The 19279-nt window shown below is 64.9% G+C and carries 16 protein-coding genes and 2 tRNA genes; 11 read left to right on the top strand and 7 right to left on the bottom strand.

From position 1 onward, the window contains the following. Positions 1 to 45 precede the first annotated feature (45 nt). The 10 genes from tig (at position 46) to PG2093B_RS05815 (ending at position 9573) form a co-directional block, all read left to right on the top strand. Complete coding sequence (tig, locus tag PG2093B_RS05860) at positions 46 to 1434, top strand: trigger factor (protein ID WP_129897682.1); 1389 nt, start codon at positions 46 to 48, stop codon at positions 1432 to 1434. A gap of 148 nt (positions 1435 to 1582) precedes the next feature. After that, on the top strand, positions 1583 to 2953 hold the full coding sequence (locus PG2093B_RS05855; RefSeq protein ID WP_129897681.1) for a chloride channel protein: 1371 nt from the start codon (positions 1583 to 1585) through the stop codon (positions 2951 to 2953). Between the two features lie 51 nt (positions 2954 to 3004). After that, on the top strand, positions 3005 to 3592 hold the full coding sequence (locus tag PG2093B_RS05850) for an ATP-dependent Clp protease proteolytic subunit (protein ID WP_033502171.1): 588 nt from the start codon (positions 3005 to 3007) through the stop codon (positions 3590 to 3592). A 2-nt stretch (positions 3593 to 3594) separates the two neighbouring features. After that, positions 3595 to 4251, top strand: a complete 657-nt coding sequence (locus tag PG2093B_RS05845) for an ATP-dependent Clp protease proteolytic subunit (protein ID WP_022858783.1) — start codon at positions 3595 to 3597, stop codon at positions 4249 to 4251. 103 nt (positions 4252 to 4354) lie between these two features. After that, entirely contained in the window at positions 4355 to 5686 is a 1332-nt protein-coding gene (gene clpX / locus PG2093B_RS05840; protein WP_129897680.1) for an ATP-dependent Clp protease ATP-binding subunit ClpX, read from the top strand. A 99-nt stretch (positions 5687 to 5785) separates the two neighbouring features. Beyond that, positions 5786 to 5859, top strand: a tRNA-Arg gene (locus PG2093B_RS05835). Between the two features lie 57 nt (positions 5860 to 5916). Continuing rightward, positions 5917 to 5990: transfer RNA gene (locus tag PG2093B_RS05830), tRNA-Arg, on the top strand. 145 nt (positions 5991 to 6135) lie between these two features. Further along, on the top strand, positions 6136 to 7320 hold the full coding sequence (locus PG2093B_RS05825) for a MalY/PatB family protein (RefSeq protein WP_129897679.1): 1185 nt from the start codon (positions 6136 to 6138) through the stop codon (positions 7318 to 7320). A 113-nt stretch (positions 7321 to 7433) separates the two neighbouring features. Then, entirely contained in the window at positions 7434 to 8825 is a 1392-nt protein-coding gene (gene nhaA, locus PG2093B_RS05820) for a Na+/H+ antiporter NhaA (RefSeq protein WP_129897678.1), read from the top strand. Continuing rightward, positions 8797 to 9573: a TIGR00730 family Rossman fold protein gene (locus PG2093B_RS05815; protein ID WP_232506621.1), complete on the top strand. Its 777-nt coding sequence runs from the start codon at positions 8797 to 8799 to the stop codon at positions 9571 to 9573. The genes nhaA and PG2093B_RS05815 overlap by 29 nt, the downstream gene beginning before the upstream one ends. Here the strand turns inward: PG2093B_RS05815 and PG2093B_RS05810 are convergent. From PG2093B_RS05810 to PG2093B_RS05780, 7 genes are all read right to left on the bottom strand, one after another. Further along, positions 9564 to 10235 carry an O-methyltransferase gene (locus PG2093B_RS05810; protein ID WP_129897677.1) on the bottom strand — a complete coding sequence of 224 codons (672 nt, stop codon included), beginning with the start codon at positions 10233 to 10235 and terminating at the stop codon, positions 9564 to 9566. The two genes, PG2093B_RS05815 and PG2093B_RS05810, sit on opposite strands and share 10 nt — an antisense overlap. Before the next feature lie 5 nt (positions 10236 to 10240). Beyond that, positions 10241 to 11191, bottom strand: a complete 951-nt coding sequence (locus PG2093B_RS05805; protein WP_129897676.1) for a succinate dehydrogenase/fumarate reductase iron-sulfur subunit — start codon at positions 11189 to 11191, stop codon at positions 10241 to 10243. Positions 11192 to 11274: 83 nt separating this feature from the next. Next, on the bottom strand, positions 11275 to 13134 hold the full coding sequence (locus PG2093B_RS05800; protein ID WP_129897675.1) for an FAD-binding protein: 1860 nt from the start codon (positions 13132 to 13134) through the stop codon (positions 11275 to 11277). Between the two features lie 52 nt (positions 13135 to 13186). Then, a complete protein-coding gene (locus PG2093B_RS05795; protein WP_129897674.1) occupies positions 13187 to 14530 on the bottom strand; it encodes a DNA-processing protein DprA in 1344 nt (447 codons plus the stop codon). Next, complete coding sequence (locus PG2093B_RS05790) at positions 14527 to 16059, bottom strand: YifB family Mg chelatase-like AAA ATPase (RefSeq protein ID WP_129897673.1); 1533 nt, start codon at positions 16057 to 16059, stop codon at positions 14527 to 14529. Before PG2093B_RS05790 ends, PG2093B_RS05795 begins: the two co-directional genes overlap by 4 nt. Continuing rightward, positions 16059 to 16520: a YraN family protein gene (locus PG2093B_RS05785; RefSeq protein ID WP_129897672.1), complete on the bottom strand. Its 462-nt coding sequence runs from the start codon at positions 16518 to 16520 to the stop codon at positions 16059 to 16061. The genes PG2093B_RS05790 and PG2093B_RS05785 overlap by 1 nt, the downstream gene beginning before the upstream one ends. Before the next feature lie 147 nt (positions 16521 to 16667). Then, positions 16668 to 17540 carry a pyridoxamine kinase gene (locus PG2093B_RS05780; RefSeq protein ID WP_101399685.1) on the bottom strand — a complete coding sequence of 291 codons (873 nt, stop codon included), beginning with the start codon at positions 17538 to 17540 and terminating at the stop codon, positions 16668 to 16670. A 298-nt stretch (positions 17541 to 17838) separates the two neighbouring features. Here PG2093B_RS05780 and PG2093B_RS05775 point away from each other — a divergent pair, with 298 nt between their 5' ends. Continuing rightward, on the top strand, positions 17839 to 19161 hold the full coding sequence (locus PG2093B_RS05775; protein WP_129897671.1) for an O-acetylhomoserine aminocarboxypropyltransferase/cysteine synthase family protein: 1323 nt from the start codon (positions 17839 to 17841) through the stop codon (positions 19159 to 19161). The last annotated feature ends 118 nt before the right edge of the window (positions 19162 to 19279 follow it).

Below are 19279 nucleotides of genomic sequence, written 5' to 3'. Positions count from 1 at the left end.
TGCCTCCGGGCAGAGCATTGACAATACGTATCAGGAGCATACAGCGTGAAAATCAGCGTTAGGAATCTAGAGCCGACCAAGGCCAAGCTCACCATCACCATCGACCAGGAAGAGTTCGAGCCGTACCTCGACACCGCTCGCAAGGAAATCGCCGAGCAGATCACCGTTCCTGGCTTCCGTAAGGGCCATGTGCCGGGCAAGCTCGTCGACCAGCGCGTTGGATTCGGCGCCGTAGCCGGCGAAGCCGTGAACAAGGCCATCCCGGACTTCTATTCGCAGGCGCTGCAGACCAAGGAGATCCGTCCGATGGCGCAGCCGGAGATCGAAGTCGTGGAAATGCCTCAGAACGCGGACGACGACACGAAGCTCAAGTTCACCGCGACCGTTGAGCGCCGCCCTGATTTCGAGCTGCCGGACCTTGACGGCATGACGATCGAGGTTGAGAAGGCCGAGATCACCGACGAAGACGTGAACAACCGCCTTGAGTCCCTGCGCCAGCGTTTCGCCACCCTCGTGGGCGTGGACCGCCCGGCCCAGAACGGCGACTTCGTCAACATCGACCTCGATGCGCAGATCGACGGCGAATCCGTCGACTCCCAGGAGGGCATCAGCTACGAGATCGGTTCGGGCACCATGCTCGACGGCCTCGACGAAGCCCTCGAAGGCCTGTCGGCCGGCGAGGAAACCTCGTTCGAAAGCACGCTGGAAGGCGGCGAGCACGAAGGCGAGAAGGCCCTCGTCAAGGTCAAGGTCAACTCCGTGAAGGCCGAGGAACTGCCGGAACTCGACGACGACTTCGCGCAGGAAGCCTCCGAGTTCGACACGCTCGACGAGCTCAAGGACGAGATCAAGAAGAACATCGAGTCCGACGCGCTCGGCATGCAGGCCACCAAGGCCCGTGACGCGTTCATCGCGCGCATCGAGGAAGGCCTCGAGATCCCGGCGCCGAAGGGCGTCAAGGAGCACATGCTTGAGCAGCAGCTGCAGAGCATGGGCACCGACAAGGACAAGGCCACCGCGGACCAGAAGAAGGAAGCGGAAGAGGCCGTGGACAAGCTGCTCGAAGACCAGATGGTCCTCGATGCGCTCGCCGAGAAGATGGACGTCGAGGTGTCGCAGAGCGACGTGTTCAACTTCCTCGCGTCGATCGCACAGCAGTACGGCATGGATCCGAACCAGTTCATCCAGGCCATCATGCGCAACGGCCAGATCGGCTCCGCCGTCGAGGAAGTGGCCCGTTCCAAGGGCCTGCTCGCCGGCATGCGCGCCGTCTCGTTCACCGTGGACGGCGAGCCGCTCGACCTGAGCGAGTTCCTTGGCTCCGATGAGGCCGAAGCCGAGGCCGCCGTGGACGACAACGAATCCGTCGCCGCCGCCGCTGCCGCTGCGGCCGTGGCCGATTCGCTCAACGCTTCCAACGAAGAGAACGCCTGACATGCCGGCGGGTGAACCGCCGATCATGGTTGGCTGACTGCCGTAAGGCAATGGTCCCGCCCGCGCCAGCACAGCGCCGGCGGGACCATTGCGTACCATCATCGAACAGCGAACGGAAAGGACGACCGTGGCGGCAAAGGGAACGGCCATGCTGCAGCCCGGGGCGCATGCGGGCCATTGGGACAACGACGAATTCCAGATGGCCGGCGCGCGCGGCGACGACCTCGATCCGGACCGCAAGCCGCTGGGGTCGCGGTCCGTCGCATTGATCACGACGGTGCTGGTGCTCGGTGTGCTCATCGGCGCATGCGCGGGCGCGCTCACATTGCTGCTCTACACCATCGAGCACATTGCCTTGGGCTTTGTGGAAACACCTGAATTGCCCGGGCCGTTCCTGACCCACCCTGTGCGCCGTGCGTTGTCGCTCATCATCGGCGCCTCGTGCGCCGCGCTGCTGTGGTGGCTGCTGCGCACCAAGACGCAGGCTGTGCCGTCCGTGCGGCAGGCGGTGCGCGGCACGCTGATGCCGGTGTGGCAGACCGTGGCGCATGTGCTGTTGCAGATCTTCATCGTCGGCTGCGGCCTGTCGGTCGGTCGTGAAGTTGCTCCGCGCGAACTCGGCGCCATGCTCGCGCAACGGCTCTGCCGGTGGACGGGGCTCCACCGCGCCGACCTGCAGACCGTGGTTGCGATCGCCGCGGCCGCCGGTCTCGCCGGCGTCTACAACGCACCGCTCGCCGGCGGGTTCTTCGCCGTGGAGATCCTGCTCGTCAATGTGAGCGCCGTGACCGTCGGTCTTTCGTTCGCCTGCGCCGCGCTTGCCGCATGGGTCGCCACGCTGATCAAAGGCACGCACACGTTCTATGTGATCGGGCAGGTGGACGCCATCTTCACACCGGACCTCATGGGGTTCGCGCTGATTGCAGGGCTCGTGGTGGGCGTGTGCGGCGCATGGTTCCGCCGCGGCGCGCAATGGGCCGAATCACATAAGGCGAGTGGTGCGGCGATCCTCTGGCAGCTGCCGCTCGCCGGCTGCATCACCGCGGTCATCGCCATCTGGATCCCACAGGTCATGGGCAATGGCCGGGCCACCGCGCAGATGGGGTTCGCGGGGCGCCCCGAACTCGCGTTCATCCCGCTGCTGTTGCTCTCGTTCGCCGCGAAAGCGGTCGTCACGTTGATGACGATCCGCGCAGGCGCCTCCGGTGGCGTCCTGACACCGGGCATCGCGCTCGGCGCATCGATGGGGTGTGTGCTCGGCATTGTATGGATGCAACTGTTCGGCACCAATTCAATCGGCGTCTATGCGCTCATCGGTGCCTGCGCGCTGCTCAGCGCCTCGCAGAACGCGCCACTCATGGCCATGACGCTCGTCATGGAACTCACCGAAGCACCGTCGAACCTGTATGTGCCGGTGGCGCTCGCCTGTGCCGTGGCCACGGTGACCGGCACATTCGTGGCGGGGCGCCATGCCGGGAATAGAAACGGCCTCCCGTCGTTTGAAACAAGTAATGTGTAACTGCACAACAACCACAAAGGAGACAAGGTGAGTGGAATACTGACACCGACCATGGCCGAAGGCGACATGCCCGCAGGCCCCTCCGACCCGATTTTCAACCGGCTGCTCAAGGACCGCATCATCTGGATGGGCGAGGAAGTCAAGGATGACATGGCGAACCGCATCTGCGCGCAGATGCTCATGCTCGCCGCGGAGGACCCGAAGAGCGACATCTGGCTGTACATCAATTCGCCGGGCGGCTCGATCACCGCGGGCATGGCGATCTACGACACGATGCAGCTCATCGAGCCGGACGTGGCCACGGTGGGCATCGGCATGTGCGCGTCGATGGGCCAGTTCCTGCTGAGCTCGGGCACCAAGGGCAAGCGTTTCCTGACCTCGCACGCGCGTGTACTGATGCACCAGCCGTCCGGCGGCATCGGCGGCACCACGACCGACGTGCGCATCAGCGCCGAGCTCATCATGAACATGAAGAAGACGCTCGCCGAACTGACCGCGGAGCAGACCGGGCACACGGTCGAGGAGATCTACCGCGACAACGAATACGACCATTGGTTCACTGCGCAGGAGGCGCTTGAATACGGCTTCGTCGACAAGCTCGTCTCCACGCACGACACCATGAACACTACCAAGGAGTGAGCATGGCATCTGAAGAAGCGAAATTCGTAGCGCGCGCCGAGCGTCTCGCCGGTCCGCAGAACCGGTATGTCGTGCCGGAGTTCGAAGAGAAGACGCCGTACGGATACAAGCGTCAGAACCCGTACACGCGCCTGTTCGACGACCGCATCATCTTCATGGGTGTGCAGGTCGACGACACGACGGCAGACGACATCATGGCGCAGCTGCTCGTGCTGGAAAGCCTCGACCCGAACCGCGACGTGATGATGTACATCAATTCGCCGGGTGGTTCGATGACCGCGATGACGGCGATCTACGACACGATGAACTACATCCAGCCCGACGTGCAGACCGTGTGCCTCGGACAAGCGGCATCGGCCGCGGCCATCCTGCTTGCGGCGGGCACCAAGGGCAAGCGTCTGATCCTGCCGAACGCCCGCGTGCTGATCCACCAGCCGGCGATCGACCAGGGCTTCGGCAAGGCCACCGAGATCGAGATCCAGGCGCGCGAGATGCTCCGCATGCGCGAATGGCTCGAGAACACGCTTGTCGAACGCACCGGGCAGCCGCTCGAACGCGTGCGCAAAGACATCGAAGTGGACACGTTCCTCACCGCTCAGGAAGCCAAGGACTACGGCATCGTGGACGAAGTGCTGCAACCGCGCGGCGGCAAGCAATAACGCAAACCATGCACATGGCATCGTGATGTGCTGTGCGCCGGCGCGCCTATGTGGCCGCCGGCGCACAGCACATCAGGGGCCCACGGGAAGGACGGCGTGACCAATGGGACGGGTGGTCAGCTACAACGACGGCGTGCAGCGCTGTTCGTTCTGCGGTAAAAGCGAACACGAAGTGGGCCGGCTCGTCGCCGGCGCAGGCGTGGCGATCTGTGATGAATGCGTGGCGCTGTGTGTGGACATCATCGCCGAGGAGCGGTCGAAAGACGCCAGGCTCGAAGTCGCACACCTGCCCAAACCCGCCCAGATCAACGAGGTGCTCGACCGCTATGTGATCGGCCAGCAGGCGGCGAAGCGCACGCTCAGCGTGGCGGTCTACAACCATTTCAAACGCATCAGGCTCGGCGCGCTCGACGCCCACGACCCTGCCGCACAGGAGCCGGGGCTGCTCACTGGGGAGGCGCGCCGGATCATCGACCCGCTCGAAGACGTGCAGGTGTCCAAATCCAACATCCTGCTGCTCGGGCCGACCGGCGTGGGCAAGACCTATCTGGCGCAGACGCTGGCCAAGGCCATGCAGGTGCCTTTTGTCATCGTCGACGCCACGACGCTCACCGAGGCCGGCTATGTGGGCGACGACGTGGAAACGGTGTTGCGACGGCTCATCCAAGCGGCCGACGGCGATGTGGACCGTGCGCGCCGCGGCATTGTCTATATCGACGAAATTGACAAGATCGCACGCAAGGGCGGAGACAACACCGCCATGACGCGCGACGTCTCCGGAGAAGGCGTGCAGCAGTCGCTGCTCAAGATCCTCGAGGGCACCACGGTGCATGTGCCGATGGACAACGCGCGCAAGCAGCGTGGCGAAGCGGATGGCGTGGAGATCGACACGCGCGACATCCTGTTCATCTGCGGCGGCGCCTTTGTGGGCCTCGACACAATCGTCGAACGCAGGATCGGCACACGTGAGACCGGGTTCGGCGCCGCATGGCGCACCCAGACGTACGACCCCAAGGATCTGTTGGCGATGGTCACCGCCGATGACTTGGCGGAATTCGGCCTGTTGCCGGAATTCATCGGCCGCCTGCCGGTCGTCACGGCGCTCAACGAACTCGGCATCGACGAGCTGCGGCAGATCCTGACCACACCGGCCAATGCGCTCGTCAAGCAATACCGCAAACTCTTCGATGTGGATGGCGTGGATCTGGTCTTCACCGACGACGCGATCGACCGCATCGCCCGGATCTCGCTCGACAAAGGCACCGGCGCGCGCGGCCTGCGTTCCATCATCGAACGCACGCTCGAGACCACGATGTTCGAATTGCCCAACCGCAGCGACATCGCGCAGGTCATTGTGGACGCCAACGCGGTGGATGGCAATGCCGAACCGCAGTATGTGCCGACGCAGCGCCCCCGCCTGCGCATCAACCAATAGGGGAGTGCTCCGAGCGGTGCAACGTGAGACGACACGCCGAGATTTGTGTTTTGTGTGAAAGTGATATATCTTTTTCGAGTTGCCTGAAACAAGCAACATGCGCGAGTAGCCCAGTGGATTAGAGCAGCTGACTACGGATCAGCAGGTCGCAGGTTCGAATCCTGTCTCGCGCACTCAGCCGTTGCAGTGGAGGCGCGCATAGCGTCAGTCACACCGGACGCAGCGGTGCTGCGCGAGTAGCCCAGTGGATTAGAGCAGCTGACTACGGATCAGCAGGTCGCAGGTTCGAATCCTGTCTCGCGCACAATAACCCCTTGATTGCGTATGCGGTCAAGGGGTTTGCCAATTTCCGGGCCGTTCCGCCGAGTTCACGCGCGCGCATTAGACTGAAGATTCGTGCGGGCGCATGGGCGTGCGCACACACAGACAGACGGTCAGGAGGGCAGGTCGTGTACGACTTCACGACACGTGTGGAACGGCGCAACAGCACATCGATCAAATGGAAGCTGATCGAAGACGACATGGGTGAGGGCAATGACGACGTGATCGCCATGTCCGTGGCCGACATGGAGTTCAAACCGGCGCCGCAGATCGTACAGGCGATCGTGGATGCGGCCCAGCACGACGTGTTCGGGTATGACTACGCCACCGACGAGTATTTCGCCGCACTCGCCGGGTGGATGGCGCGCCGGCACCACATGGAGGTGCGCCCGGAATGGGTCACGCTCTCCGACGGTGTGATGCCCGCTGTCAATACGGCCCTGCGCGCATTCACACACCCCGGCGACGCCATCGTGATCCAACGGCCGGTCTACCACCCGTTCACCTCGGCCGCGCAACACAATGGGCTGACGATCCTCAACAATGCGCTTGCCTACGATGAAGCGACCCACACCTATACGATCGATTTCGGCGATCTGGAAGCTAAGCTCGCCGACCCACGCTGCACCGCGATGCTGCTGTGCAACCCGCACAATCCGGTGGGCCGCGTCTGGACAGCCGATGCACTGCGCCGCATCGCCACATTGTGCCGTACTTACGGCGTGCTGCTGCTCGTCGACGAGATCCACGCCGATTTCTCGTGGCCCGGGCATCCGGTGACGATGATGGGAGAGCTGGGCGATGATATCGCACGCCAGTGCATCGAATTCACCGCGCCCACGAAAACATTCAACCTGGCCGGTCTGCTGTGCTCGAACACCATCATCCGTGACCCGGAGCTCAAGACGCGCTTCGACATAGCCTCCGAAAACATCGGTGGCATGACGGTCAGCCACTTCGGGCTCGTCGCGTGCATCGCGGCATACAACGAAGCGGAAGGCTGGTTCGACGAACTGCTCGACGTGGTCGCCACCAACCTCGCCACTGTGCGCGCGTTTGCCGCCACGCACAACGGCATCGCGCTCGTCGAGCCCGAAGGCACCTATCTCGCATGGCTCGACTGCCGTGGGCTGGGTTTCACGGACGCCGATGAGTTGCGTGACTTCATGCGCACCAAAGCCCGCGTGTATTTCGACGAGGGCGCGCTGTTCGGTGTGGAAGGTGAAGGCTTCGAACGCGTCAATCTGGCATGCCCGCCATCGATGCTCGCCGACGTGCTGGAACGGATGCACGCCGCGCTCGCCAATCGTTAAGAACCTGTGCATGATGCTGCGCGCCCGTGCAGCTGGGTGCCGATTGCGGCATAATGGAATGGTTTTTGACATATAGCACAGGCGGCCGGGATGGTCCGCATTCGGGAGGCACAATGAGTACAGGCAGGCATGGCGCATGGGCCACCATACGCAGGATCGCGGCTTCGGACCGTATTTCTGGTCTCATCATGCTCGGATTCGCACTCGCCGGGCTTGTCCTCGCCAACATCCCGGCCACCGCCGCGGGGTTCGAGCACCTGTCGCACTGCCATGTGGGCATTCCCGGCACGAACATCGACATGGGTTTGGGGCATTGGGCGCAGGACGGCCTGCTCACCATCTTCTTCCTGACCGTCGGCCTTGAACTGCGTCAGGAGCTCACCACCGGATCGCTGTCGAACATCCGCGCAGCGGCTGTGCCGATGCTGTGTGCGGTGGGTGGCATGATCGTGCCGCCGATCCTGTTCATCGGCGTCATCGCGGCGTTCTCCCAGTGGGGTGCGGGAGACCCGGGCAGTCTACTCATCGCGAACGGCTCGCTCTTCCCGTTCGGTGAGACCGCGCATGGCTGGGCGATTCCCACGGCGACCGACATCGCGTTCTCACTCGCGGTGCTCGCCCTGTTCGCCAAGGCGCTGCCCGGCTCGATCCGCGCATTTCTGATGACACTTGCCACGGTGGACGACCTGCTGGCCATCATCCTCATCGCCGTGTTCTTCTCGTCGCTCAACTCCTGGTATTGGTTCGTGGGCATCGCGATCTGCGCGGCCGCGTGGTATTTCCTCGTGCGCATGCGCAAGGTGCCATGGTTCGGTGTGGCGATCATCGGCATCCTCGCGTGGGTCATGATGTACGAGGCGGGCGTGCACCCCACGCTCGCCGGCGTGCTCGTCGGCCTGCTCACGCCGGCGCGCTCGATGTACGGTGAGCGCTCGCCGCGCGCCGAACGCTACGCCGACAAGCTGCAGCCGTTCTCCGCGCTGCTCGCCCTGCCGATCTTCGCGTTCTTCGCCACCGGCGTGCATTTCGATGCGATCACGCCGATGCTGCTCGTCTCGCCGGTCGTCATCGCCATCATCGTGGCGCTCGTCGTCGGCAAGCCGTTGGGCATCATGATCGTGGCATGGGTGTCGACGCACCTCGGTTCGCTCAAGATGCCCAAGGGGCTGCGTGTGCGTGACATGTTCCCGGCGGCCGTGGCGTGCGGCATCGGCTTCACCGTCTCGTTCCTCATCGCGTCGCTTGCCTACGCCAACGCTGAGCTTTCGGCTGAAGCTCGGTTCGGTGTGCTCATCGCCTCGCTGATCGCCGCGGCGATCAGCGGTGTGCTGCTGAGCCGGCAATCCAAACGCTTCGAACTCGCCGCGGCGAATGAGCCGGCGGCGCCGGCGAGTGCGGACAAGCCGGGGGACGAAAGCGTGACCACGTTGCCCGATGGTACTGTTGTGCTCAGCCAACGCATTGGAAAGGGCACGCATGAACACTCCGCACACCAACCATCCTGACGACGAACGCTCGCCGCTCGGCGAGACCTACCGGCAAGGCCCGGTGCTGCTCCGCGGGCAGATGATCCCCGAGGAAAGCACCACCGAACGCCTGCTCAAGACGGATGAATCCATCGATTGGCTCCACCGCGACCCATGGCGTGTGCTGCGCATCCAGGCGGAGTTCGTGGATGGGTTCGGCTCGCTTGCGGAGCTGGGCCCCGCCGTCAGCATCTTCGGTTCGGCGCGCACCGATCCCGCCGACCCGGTCTATCAGGCGGCGCAATACATGGGCGCGCAGATCGCGCGGCGCAACGTGGCCGTCATCACCGGCGGCGGACCGGGCATCATGGAGGCGGCGAACAAGGGAGCCTCGATCGAAGGCGGCAAATCCGTTGGCCTCGGCATTGAGCTGCCCCATGAGCAGGGGATCAACGAATGGGTCAATCTGGGCATGACGTTCCGGTATTTCTTTGTGCGCAAGACGATGTTCGTGAAGTACTCGTCGGGCGTCATCGTCTGCCCGGGCGGCTTCGGCACGCTCGATGAGACCTTTGAGCTGCTCACACTCGTGCAGACGCACAAGGCGGCCACCATTCCGATCGCGCTGTACGACAGTTCGTATTGGCAAGGCCTGTTCGACTGGGTCAATGGCACACTCGCGCAGCGCGCCATGATTTCACCGCTCGACCCAAGCCTCGTCACGATCACCGATGATGCGGACGAGGCTGTGGATGTGGCGTTGAGTGGGTTGATCCGTCAGCGGTAGCCGGCGATCAGCAGGCCAGTGCCGGCTGGGGTCAGCGCGGTGACGAACCGTTCGTCGTCTTCGATGCGGTCGAGCAGGCCGCGCATCATCACGGCCTTCGGACTGCGGTCCGCCGGGTTGGTCAGGCCGCCTTTGGCATGGGGTGAGGCCATGGCGAGCGCATCAGTGAAGACGATGGTGCCGCCATGCTTGAGCAGCCGCGGCGCCTGCTCATAGGCCGGCTCATAGTTCGAGGCATCGCCGCACACCACGATCAGGTCGTAGTCTGCGCCGTTGAGGCGCTGCAAATACACGCTTGGCTGCGCGCTGACCATGCGCAGCGTGGTGCGTGTGCCGTCTTCCATCGACTTGAGCAGCATGCGCACCTGCGCGCCGCCCTGCACCGAGGAATCCACCGCCGTAAGCTTGCCTTCGCCGTGCAGGCCTTCGACGAGCTGGGCCGTTTCGACGAGCGAACCGGTGCCGATCACGATGACCGACGATGCGTGTGTGAGCGTCTCGTAGGTGTTGAGCAGGCCGCCCACCGCCGCGGAGCACGCGGGCAGTTGCGCCTGCTGCGCCAACGCGCGGGCATGGCGCACGAACGGCGTCTCGCGGGCGGCCTCATGGTCCTCGATGCACTCCCACGCCTTGGCATGGTTGATATAGCTGCGTTTGTCCATGAAGCTCACACCTCGCGTTCCTTGACCTTGGCGATGAGCTGCCAGATCTCTTCACCCACATCGATGCCGACAGGGCATTCACGTGAACAGGCGCGCACCGACTGGCAGGCTTGGATGCCGTCCGCGGAGTCGATCGCCTCGAGGCGCTGGGCGGTGGCCATGTCGCGCGAATCGTTGACGAACCGGGCCTGATTGATGAGCGCGGCGGGGCCGATGAACGCCTCGCCGCCCGCATAGACCGGGCAGGCGCCTTCACAGACGCCACAGGTGATGCATGTGGTGAGCGTCTCGTATTGCGCGAGTTGTTCGGGCTTCTGCAGGTATTCGAACACGTCGACCTTGCCGTCGACCGTAGTGGCGAGCGTGCCGTCCGCGATCAGATAGGGCTTGAGCCTGGTGATCTGTTCGAGCATTGAGTCGATGTCGGCGATGAGGTCGCGTTGCACGGGGAAACCGGGCAACGGCGCCAGTTCGATCGTGCCGCCGGACGGTGCATCGACGGGGGTTGTCTGGGTGCCGGGCTGTGCATCGTCATCGACGTCGCCGGTGCGACGGAAGCCTTCGTCGTCGTGCGTGGCTCCGGGCAGCTGTTGGATCCAGTCACGCACTTTCGCCTTGCACAGGAGCGTCGGTGTGCCATTGACCGTCACGGCGTCCGATCCGCACATGCCGTGCCCGCACGAGTACCGGAACGCGAGCGTCGGGTCGACTTCGCGTTTGATGGTGAGCAGGCAGTCGAGCAGTGTGTCGTCGGGGCGCACTTCCAGCTGGTAGTCCTGCACCCACTGCTTGCCGCGCGTACGGCGTGCGGAGCGTGAGCCGGAATCGCCGAATGGTGAGCTTTTGCGCGCGAAGGGGCTGCCGCCGCGCGCACGGTCGCGGTCACGTTGTGGGCGTGGCGCGAACCGATGGATGCGCAGGGTCACCGTCTCGCTGCGCGAATCGTCGTGATGCATAGTCGCCTTTCCAGAAAAACCCTCACCAGTGTGCCACATGCGGTGCACGTGGTGGGGTGGTACGTGTGGTCGTGATCAGGACGTCAGTAGGCGCGCGTGCCCGGTTCGATGTTGACGATGTGCACAGGCTGCCACAGTGGCGTCTGCCCGGCGGCGGTCATCGAATGCGCCAGGAACCCGGTATCGTCGCGCTGCGGGAAATCGGTGCGGTAGAGCGACCCGCGCGATTCATGGCGGGCGCTGGTGGCCGCGAGCATGGTGCGGGCCAGCTCGACGAGATGGTGCGCCTCCCAGATCGCGGTGATCTCCTGGTTGAACGTGCGTGCGTCGCTGTGTGTGCGCAATGCGTGCGCGCGCGGCTCGAGATCCGCTTCCAGACGGTGCAGCGCCTGCGTGATGGACGCGTCATCGCACGTCACAGCCACACCGGCCTCCATCACCGAACCCAGATCGGCCATGAGCTGGTAGGCGTTGTCGGTGGACTGCTCGCTTGTTTCGACGTCGTCGGGGGAAGTCGTGGCGAGCATGCCGGTGATCTGCTCGTCTCGGCGCGCACGCGCGGCATCGAGCGCCTCGGTCAGCGCGGGGTCCACGTCAGATGCGGCGGCGGGCCGGTCCAGCAGGCGCAGCGCCACCATCGCGCCGGCGCGGGTGCCGAACAGGCAGGCGTCGAGCAGCGAATTGCCGCCGAGGCGGTTGGCGCCGTGCACGCTGACACAGGCGCATTCGCCGGCCGCATACAGGCCGTCGACGATATGGCGCCCGCCATCGGCCCACGTGTAGACTTGGCCGTTGAGCGTCGTGGGGATGCCGCCCATCGTGTAGTGGGCGGTGGGTTTGACCGGAATATAGTCACGGCTGGGGTCGAGCCCCGCGTAGTCCTCCACGGTCTGCACGACCTGCGGCAGCACGGCGCGCATATGCTGCGCGTCGAGCCCGGTCAGGTCGAGCCATAGGCAATCCTTGGGACCCAGCGGGTCCTTGGGGTCGGCAACACCACGGCCTGCTTCGATTTCGGCGCGCATGGCGCGGCTGACCACATCTCGCGCGGCAAGGTCCTTGTGCTCGGGTGCATACCGCGCCATGAACGCCTCGCCGTCGGCGTTGCGCAGCACACCGCCTTCAGCACGTGAGGCTTCGGAGAGCAGGATGCCGGTGTGCGCCAGTCCGGTGGGGTGGAACTGCATGAATTCGATGTCTTCGAGTTGCAGCCCCGCCTGCAGGGCAAGCGCCATGCCGTCCCCGGTCAGGTCGTATGAGTTGGAGGTGGTGTGGAACAGGCGGCCTGCGCCGCCGGTGGCCATGATGACATGCGTGGCGGCGATGGCGTGCGTGGTGCCGGCATGGGTGTCGTAGGCCACGATGCCGGCCACACGGCTGCCGGTCTCATCGAGCACGAGGTCGCTCACATACCATTCCTCGGCGAACTGCACCCCGTATGCCGCACATTGCTGCCAGAGGGTGTGCAGGATCTGGTGGCCGATGCGATCCGCGGAGTAGGCGGCCCTCTTGACCGGTTCCTGGCCGAATTCCCTGGTGTGGCCGCCGAAACGGCGCTGGGCGATGAGCCCGTCCTTGGTGCGTGAGAACGCCACACCGGAGCGTTCGAGGTTGATCACCGTCTGCGGCGCCTCCTGGGCGAGCACGCGGGCGGCGTCCTGGTCCACAAGCCAATCGCCGCCTTTGACGGTGTCAAAGTAATGCCAATGCCAGTTGTCCGGTTCCACATTGCCCAGGCTGGCGGCGATGCCGCCTTCGGCCGAACCGGTGTGCGAGCGCAACGGCTGCAGCTTGGACACCACAAGGATCTTCGGTTCCGACCCTTGGGCGCGCAATGCCTGCATGGCATCGCTCCGGTACAGTCCCAACGCTGCGGACAGGCCTGCGGCCCCCGCTCCTACAATGACGGCATCATATAACTCTTCGATGTGCTTCGGACTCATACTCGGTATTGTCGCACAAGGCGTGGCGAATGTATATGGTCATGTGCGGGGACTACTTGGCCGTGCACACGGTGATCCGGCCCCCTGTGGTGCTGATGCGCCCCTGCAGTTCGAGCAGGCCGAGTGTGGCATGAACCTGTTCGGGGCTTACGACGGCGCTGCCATCCGCCTGCAGTGCTTCGACGAGCGTGTCCGGTGTGGCATGGCGTCCGGTGCGGTGCATGCGCTCAAGGGCACCCAGCACGGCTTGTTCACGTGCCATGCTTTCGGCGTCGGCGTCGTCGTGCACCGGTGCGGCTGGCGCCGGATTTGTCTTCGGCAGATGGGGCGCATGCGCCGCATGGCATAGGTCGTCGACTGTTGTGTCGGCGAGCAGGATCGCCTGCTGGTTGCGGATGAGCTCGTTGCAGCCCGCGTTGTCGGGTGCGGTGATGTTGCCGGGGACCGCATAGACCTCGCGGTTGAGTTCGGCCGCCCAATGCGCGGTGTTCAAGGCCCCTGAGCGCCGGCGCGCCTGTGCGATCACCACGGTGGGGCACAAGGCGGCGATGATGCGGTTGCGCAGCAGGAACCGGCGCGCCTCCGGCACGGTCTGTGGGCACATCTCGCTGACGAGCGCGCCATGCTGGGCGCGTATGGCGTCAAACAGCCGTTGGTTGCATGTGGGACCCATATGGTCGAGGCCGCCGGCGAACACGGCGATCGTGCGGCCGGCCCGCCCGCCGCCCACCGTGTCCACAGCGCGCAATGCGCCCCAATGCGCGCTCGCATCGGTGCCCATGGCGCCGCCCGAAACCACCGTATGACCCTGCGCGGCCGCTTCGTGGGCGATCTCGCCGGCCACATGCCTGCCGTATTCGTTCACGCCGCGCGACCCCACAACGGCCACGGGCGACGAGCATGCCGCAAGCGCATGACGTTCGCCGATGCCCCACAAACACAATGGGGGAGCCCAATCCGAACGGACCGCCAAGTCGCCAAGGCGTTCGGGCCACAGGTCATCGCCCGGAATCACCACCCATTGCGTGCCCTCATGCGTCATCCATGCGGTCAACGCGTCATACTCCCATGTGGGGAGGGTCTGCAGGCGGGCGCGCCAGCGTGTGAGGGCGCGGTGGAAGGCCTGTAGCCCTTGGGGCTTCACATGGCAGCCCCATCGTGCGGCCCCTTGGCTGAACAGATGGTCCAATGCGCTGTCGGCGTGGCGGCGCTCGGCGTCGTCGTGGCCGTCAAGGCCCTCGACGAGCAGGGTGAACACCGCGAGCGCATGCGGCGCGCCTTTGAGCAGCGCCATCATCAGCGCGTCGGCGCCATCGATGCAATACGTGAGCAGGCACCGCGCCATGCGCTCGCCGCAGCGGTCGACGAGCCGCGCATGTGCCGCCGTGCCACTCATGTCAACTCCTTGGTGCGCAGGGCGATCGCCTGGGCCATGTGGTCCACGGTCGGCTCGCCGCAATCGTCGAGGTCACACAGCGTCCACGCCAACCGCATCGAACGGTCCGCGCCGCGCAGGCTCAACCGTTGCGAGGCAAGCGCCGTGTTGACCATGGCGAGCACCGCAGCCGGCGTATGCTCGCGCAGCCATGTGCCGGACGCCTGCGCGTTGCACGTCCATCCCTGTGCGCGGAAGCGCGCCCGCGCCACACTGCGCGCATGGACGACCCGTTCGCGCATCTGTGCGCTCGAAGGCCCCGGATCGGTGCACAACGTGCCGATCCGGCGTACCGGATTGACCTCCACCTGGATGTCGATGCGGTCGAGGATCGGCCCGGACAGACGGTTGAAATAGCGGATACGGTCGCGCTCACGGCAAGTGCAGCGTTCGCCGGTGCCATACCCGAACCCGCATGGGCAGGGATTGGCCGCCATGATCAACTGGAAGCGGGCGGGGTAGAACGTGGTGCCTTTGGCCCGTGACACCGCCACCGCACCTGATTCGAGGGGCTCACGCAAGGTCTGCAGCGCGCGTGGGGCGAACTCGGGGGCCTCGTCCATGAACAGCACGCCACGGTGCGCACGGGTGACCGCCCCCGGTTTGCCCAATCCGGAACCGCCACCCACCAAGGCGGGCACCGTGGCGGTGTGGTGCGGCGCCTCGAACGGTGGCACGTCGCTGATGCCGAACGAGCGTAGGGTGCCGCTCAACGAGCGGATTGACGCCACTTCGAACTGTTCGTCCTCGGTCAATGGCGCCATGATGCCGGGGAAGCGGGAGGCGAGCATCGTCTTGCCGGTGCCGGGCGGACCCATCATCAGCACATGGTGGCCGCCGGCCGCCGCGGTCTGCAACGCCCTCTTGGCGCCGTCCTGATCGACGACTTCGCGCATGTCGCCCACATCGGCCATGGGGGAGAAGGCTTGGTCTGCGCTGTCGGCCGGCACCTGGGCGCGCGGCGCGGCGACCTTGGCCTGTGCGCCGTACATCTCCATCAGTTCCCCCACATGCGAGACATAGGCCACGTCCACACCATCCACAAGCTCGGCCTCGTCGCGGTTGGCGCGGGGCACCACAACACGCCGCACCGCTTGGTTGCGCACATGCAGCAGGATCGGCAGCAACCCGTTGATTGGCAGCACGGTGCCGTCAAGGTTGAGTTCGCCAAGCACCACCGTGTCGGTCAGGCACTCGGGGTCGATGATCCCCTGCGCGCTCAACACGCTTGCGGCGATCGCCAGATCATGGCTCGACCCACGTTTGGGCAGCGAGGCCGGCGACATGTTGACGGTGACCCGGGTCTGCGGCCATGCGACGCCAGCCGCGGTGCAGCCGGATTTGACCCGTTCACGTGCCTCGCTGAGCGAGGCATCGGGCAATCCGATGATCGAGAAGTAGGGCAGGCCCGGCGAAATGAACGCCTGGAGTTGGATGATGAACGCCTTCAGCCCAATGAGTCCCACGGAAAGCGCCCCGCCGATGGCCATCAGAACGCCTCCGGAATATGGTGCATGTGCACTTCGTCGCCGTGCACCTGCACTGCCATGACATCGAAGCGGATGCCGATGTGCGGCACTTTGGGGTTTTGTTGGGTGAGCCATTGGGTGGCGGCACGCCGCAGGTTCATCTGCTTCGCCGGATGCACGGCCTCCTGAGGCAGGCCGTACCGCGTGGTGCGGCGCGTCTTGACCTCCACGAACACGATGGTGCGGTGCGGTGTGAGTGCGATGATGTCGATCTCGCCATAGCGGGTGCGCCAATTGACGTCGAGGATATGCCAGGACCGTTCCCTCAGCCATTGGCATGTGGCGGCCTCGCCATAGCGCCCCAACGTGCGTGCCGGCAAGGCGGGGTCGGTCAAACGGTGCGACCACTGCGCGAAGGTGAGGTCGCTGTGCGCATCGTCGAGCGTGCGGATGGTTGGTGATACTGGTGTTGCAATAGTCATGCAGCCCAGTTCAGCGCATGCGTGCACCCGATGCAAGCATGGGGCGCCCCTGTGGTCGGACGCCCCGTTCCGGCTGCGCGATGTGGATGGATCAGATGTCGTCCACCGTTGTCCACAATGGGAGTGGACGGCCGCAGGCCGCTGGGGTCAGTCGACGAGGTTGGTCAATTCGCCGAGGCACAGTTCGAAGCTCACGCCACGGTTCTCATAATCGGGCTGGTGGCGTGTGCTGAGCATCGCATTGCACACGAACACGCTCGCGAGGCGGCATGCGGCCGCCAGGTCGAGGCCGGCCATGACGGCGCCGATCAGCGCCGAGGCGAAGGCGTCGCCGGTGCCATGGCACATGAACGGCAGCTTTTCGTTGACGATCTCTTCCTTGGCGTCCACGCCCGCCTGCGCATTGGCCACAAAGTTGCGGATGCGCCCGTCATTGCGGTCGATGCCCTTGAGCACCACGTTGCGTGCGCCCAAGTCGAGCAGCGCCTGCAGCAGGTCGTTGACCTGCGCGTCGTCGAGGTCGGTGCCCGCGTAGGCGGTGCCGGTCAGGATCGAGGCTTCGGTCAGGTTCGGCATGAGGATGTCGGCGCCGTCCGCGAGCGCGCCCATCGCTTCGCACAGTTCGGCCGTGTACGTGGGGTACATCTCGCCGTTGTCGCCCATGACCGGGTCGACGAGGCGCAGGGCGTTCGGGTATTCGCGGTACAGGCGCTGGATGACGGCCACCTGTTCGGGGGCTCCGAGGAACCCGGAATACACGCCGTCGAGGTCCACACCCTCCTTCTGCCATGCATCCAGGTAGCCTTCGAGCATGTCGGTTGTGTCGGTCATCGTGAACACAGGGAACTTGGTGTGCGCCGAGAACAGTGCGGTCGGCACCGGGCACACGTCACAGCCGGCGGCCGAAAGGATCGGGATGGCCGCGGTCAGCGAGCATTTTCCATAGCCGCACATGTCATGCACGGCGGCGATGCGCGGAATGTATTCACGGTTGCGGTGGTACAGGATGGTCTCGTTCATGATGCTGCTTTCTGCCGTATGGTTCCCGGTGGCTGCGCCATCGGCTGTCAGTGCCGGATTATAGCCATGTGTGCATCACGCCGTCCGCCTCCCATTCACGCCACCGGCGTGTCGCGATGGTGGCTGCGCCTCGCCCAGGCGCGGACGGACGCGCCATGATAGCGGGGTATAGGAAAGCGCGATAACGCCGCGCTTGCGTTGCGCCGCAACGATTCCGTATCGTCATGTACCAGCAGTGCGGTGGCACCCCGCGCCGCACCCACACCAGACACCCACCCGACGCAAAAGGAACCACACCATGAGTGAGACGAACGCCAAGCACCCCTACCATTTCGAAACGCTCCAGCTGCATGTGGGGCAGGAGCGGCCCGACCCGGCGAGCGATGCGCGCGCCGTGCCGATCTACCAGACCACGAGCTATGTGTTCCACGATTTCGACCATGCCGAGGCACGGTTCGGGCTGGCCGACCCGGGCAACATCTATGGCCGCCTGACCAACTCCACGCAAGGGGTGTTCGAAGACCGCATCGCGGCGCTCGAAGGCGGCACGGCCGGACTCGCGGTGGCGTCCGGCGCAGCGGCCGTGGATTACGCGGTGCGCAACATCACGCAGAGCGGCGACCACATCGTGGCCGCCAAGAACATCTACGGCGGCACCTACAACCTGTTGCGCCACACCTTGGAACGCGACGGCATCACCACGACCTTCGTCGATGTGAACGACCCGCAGGCCTTCGAAGACGCGATCGAAGACAACACCAAGCTCGTGTATTTCGAGACCTTCGGCAATCCGAACGCCGACTTCCCGGACTTCGAGGCGATCGCCGACATCGCGCACCGCCACCATCTGCCCGTCGTGGTCGACAACACGTTCGCCACCCCGTACCTGTACCGTCCGCTCGAGCATGGCGCGGACGTCGTGGTCGAATCGGCCACCAAGTTCATCGGCGGCCATGGCACGACGCTCGGCGGTGTGATCGTGGAGGGCGGCAATTTCGACTGGGCCGCCGTGCCGGGCAAGTTCCCCACGCTCACCGAAGCCGACCCTTCATACCACGGCCTCAATTTCTATGAGGCGCTCGGCCCGGCCGCGTTCGTGACGCGCATCCGCGCGATCCTGCTGCGCGACACCGGCGCGACGCTTTCGCCGTTCGCCGCGTTCCTGCTGCTGCAGGGCACCGAAACGCTGTCGCTGCGCGTGGAGCGGCACGTGAGCAACGCGCTGGCGGTGATCGACTACTTGAAGACCGTGCCCGAAGTGGAGTCGATTTCGCACCCGAGCATCGAAGGGCGCCCCGATCATGAGCGCTATGCCAAGGCGTTCCCGCACGGCGCGGGGTCCATCTTCACGTTCGAGATCAGGGGAGGCAAAGACGCGGCGCGCGTGTTCATCGACAACCTCGAGCTGTTCTCGCTCCTGGCCAATGTGGCCGACGCCAAGAGCCTCGTCATCCACCCCGCGTCCACCACGCATTCGCAGGAAAGCGAGGCCGAGCTCGAAGACCAGGGCATCCATCAGGGCACGATCCGCCTGTCGATTGGCACCGAGCACATCGACGACATCCTCGCCGACCTGCGCCGTGGATTCGAGGCGGTGCGTGCAAGCGGGTTCGCCCAGTAATGGTACAGGGCCGCTTCACCGCCATCCGCATGCATTGTGCCTGTCGTCACAACCAGCCAGCCACGTAGCCGTTGTCTGATATAACAGTGTCATTCGCTGGTATCGGTTCGCCGCTGTC

It is taken from the genome of Bifidobacterium pseudolongum subsp. globosum (assembly GCF_004155535.1).
Taxonomy (GTDB): domain Bacteria; phylum Actinomycetota; class Actinomycetes; order Actinomycetales; family Bifidobacteriaceae; genus Bifidobacterium; species Bifidobacterium pseudolongum_C.
This window is presented reverse-complemented; position numbering and strand designations above follow the sequence as displayed.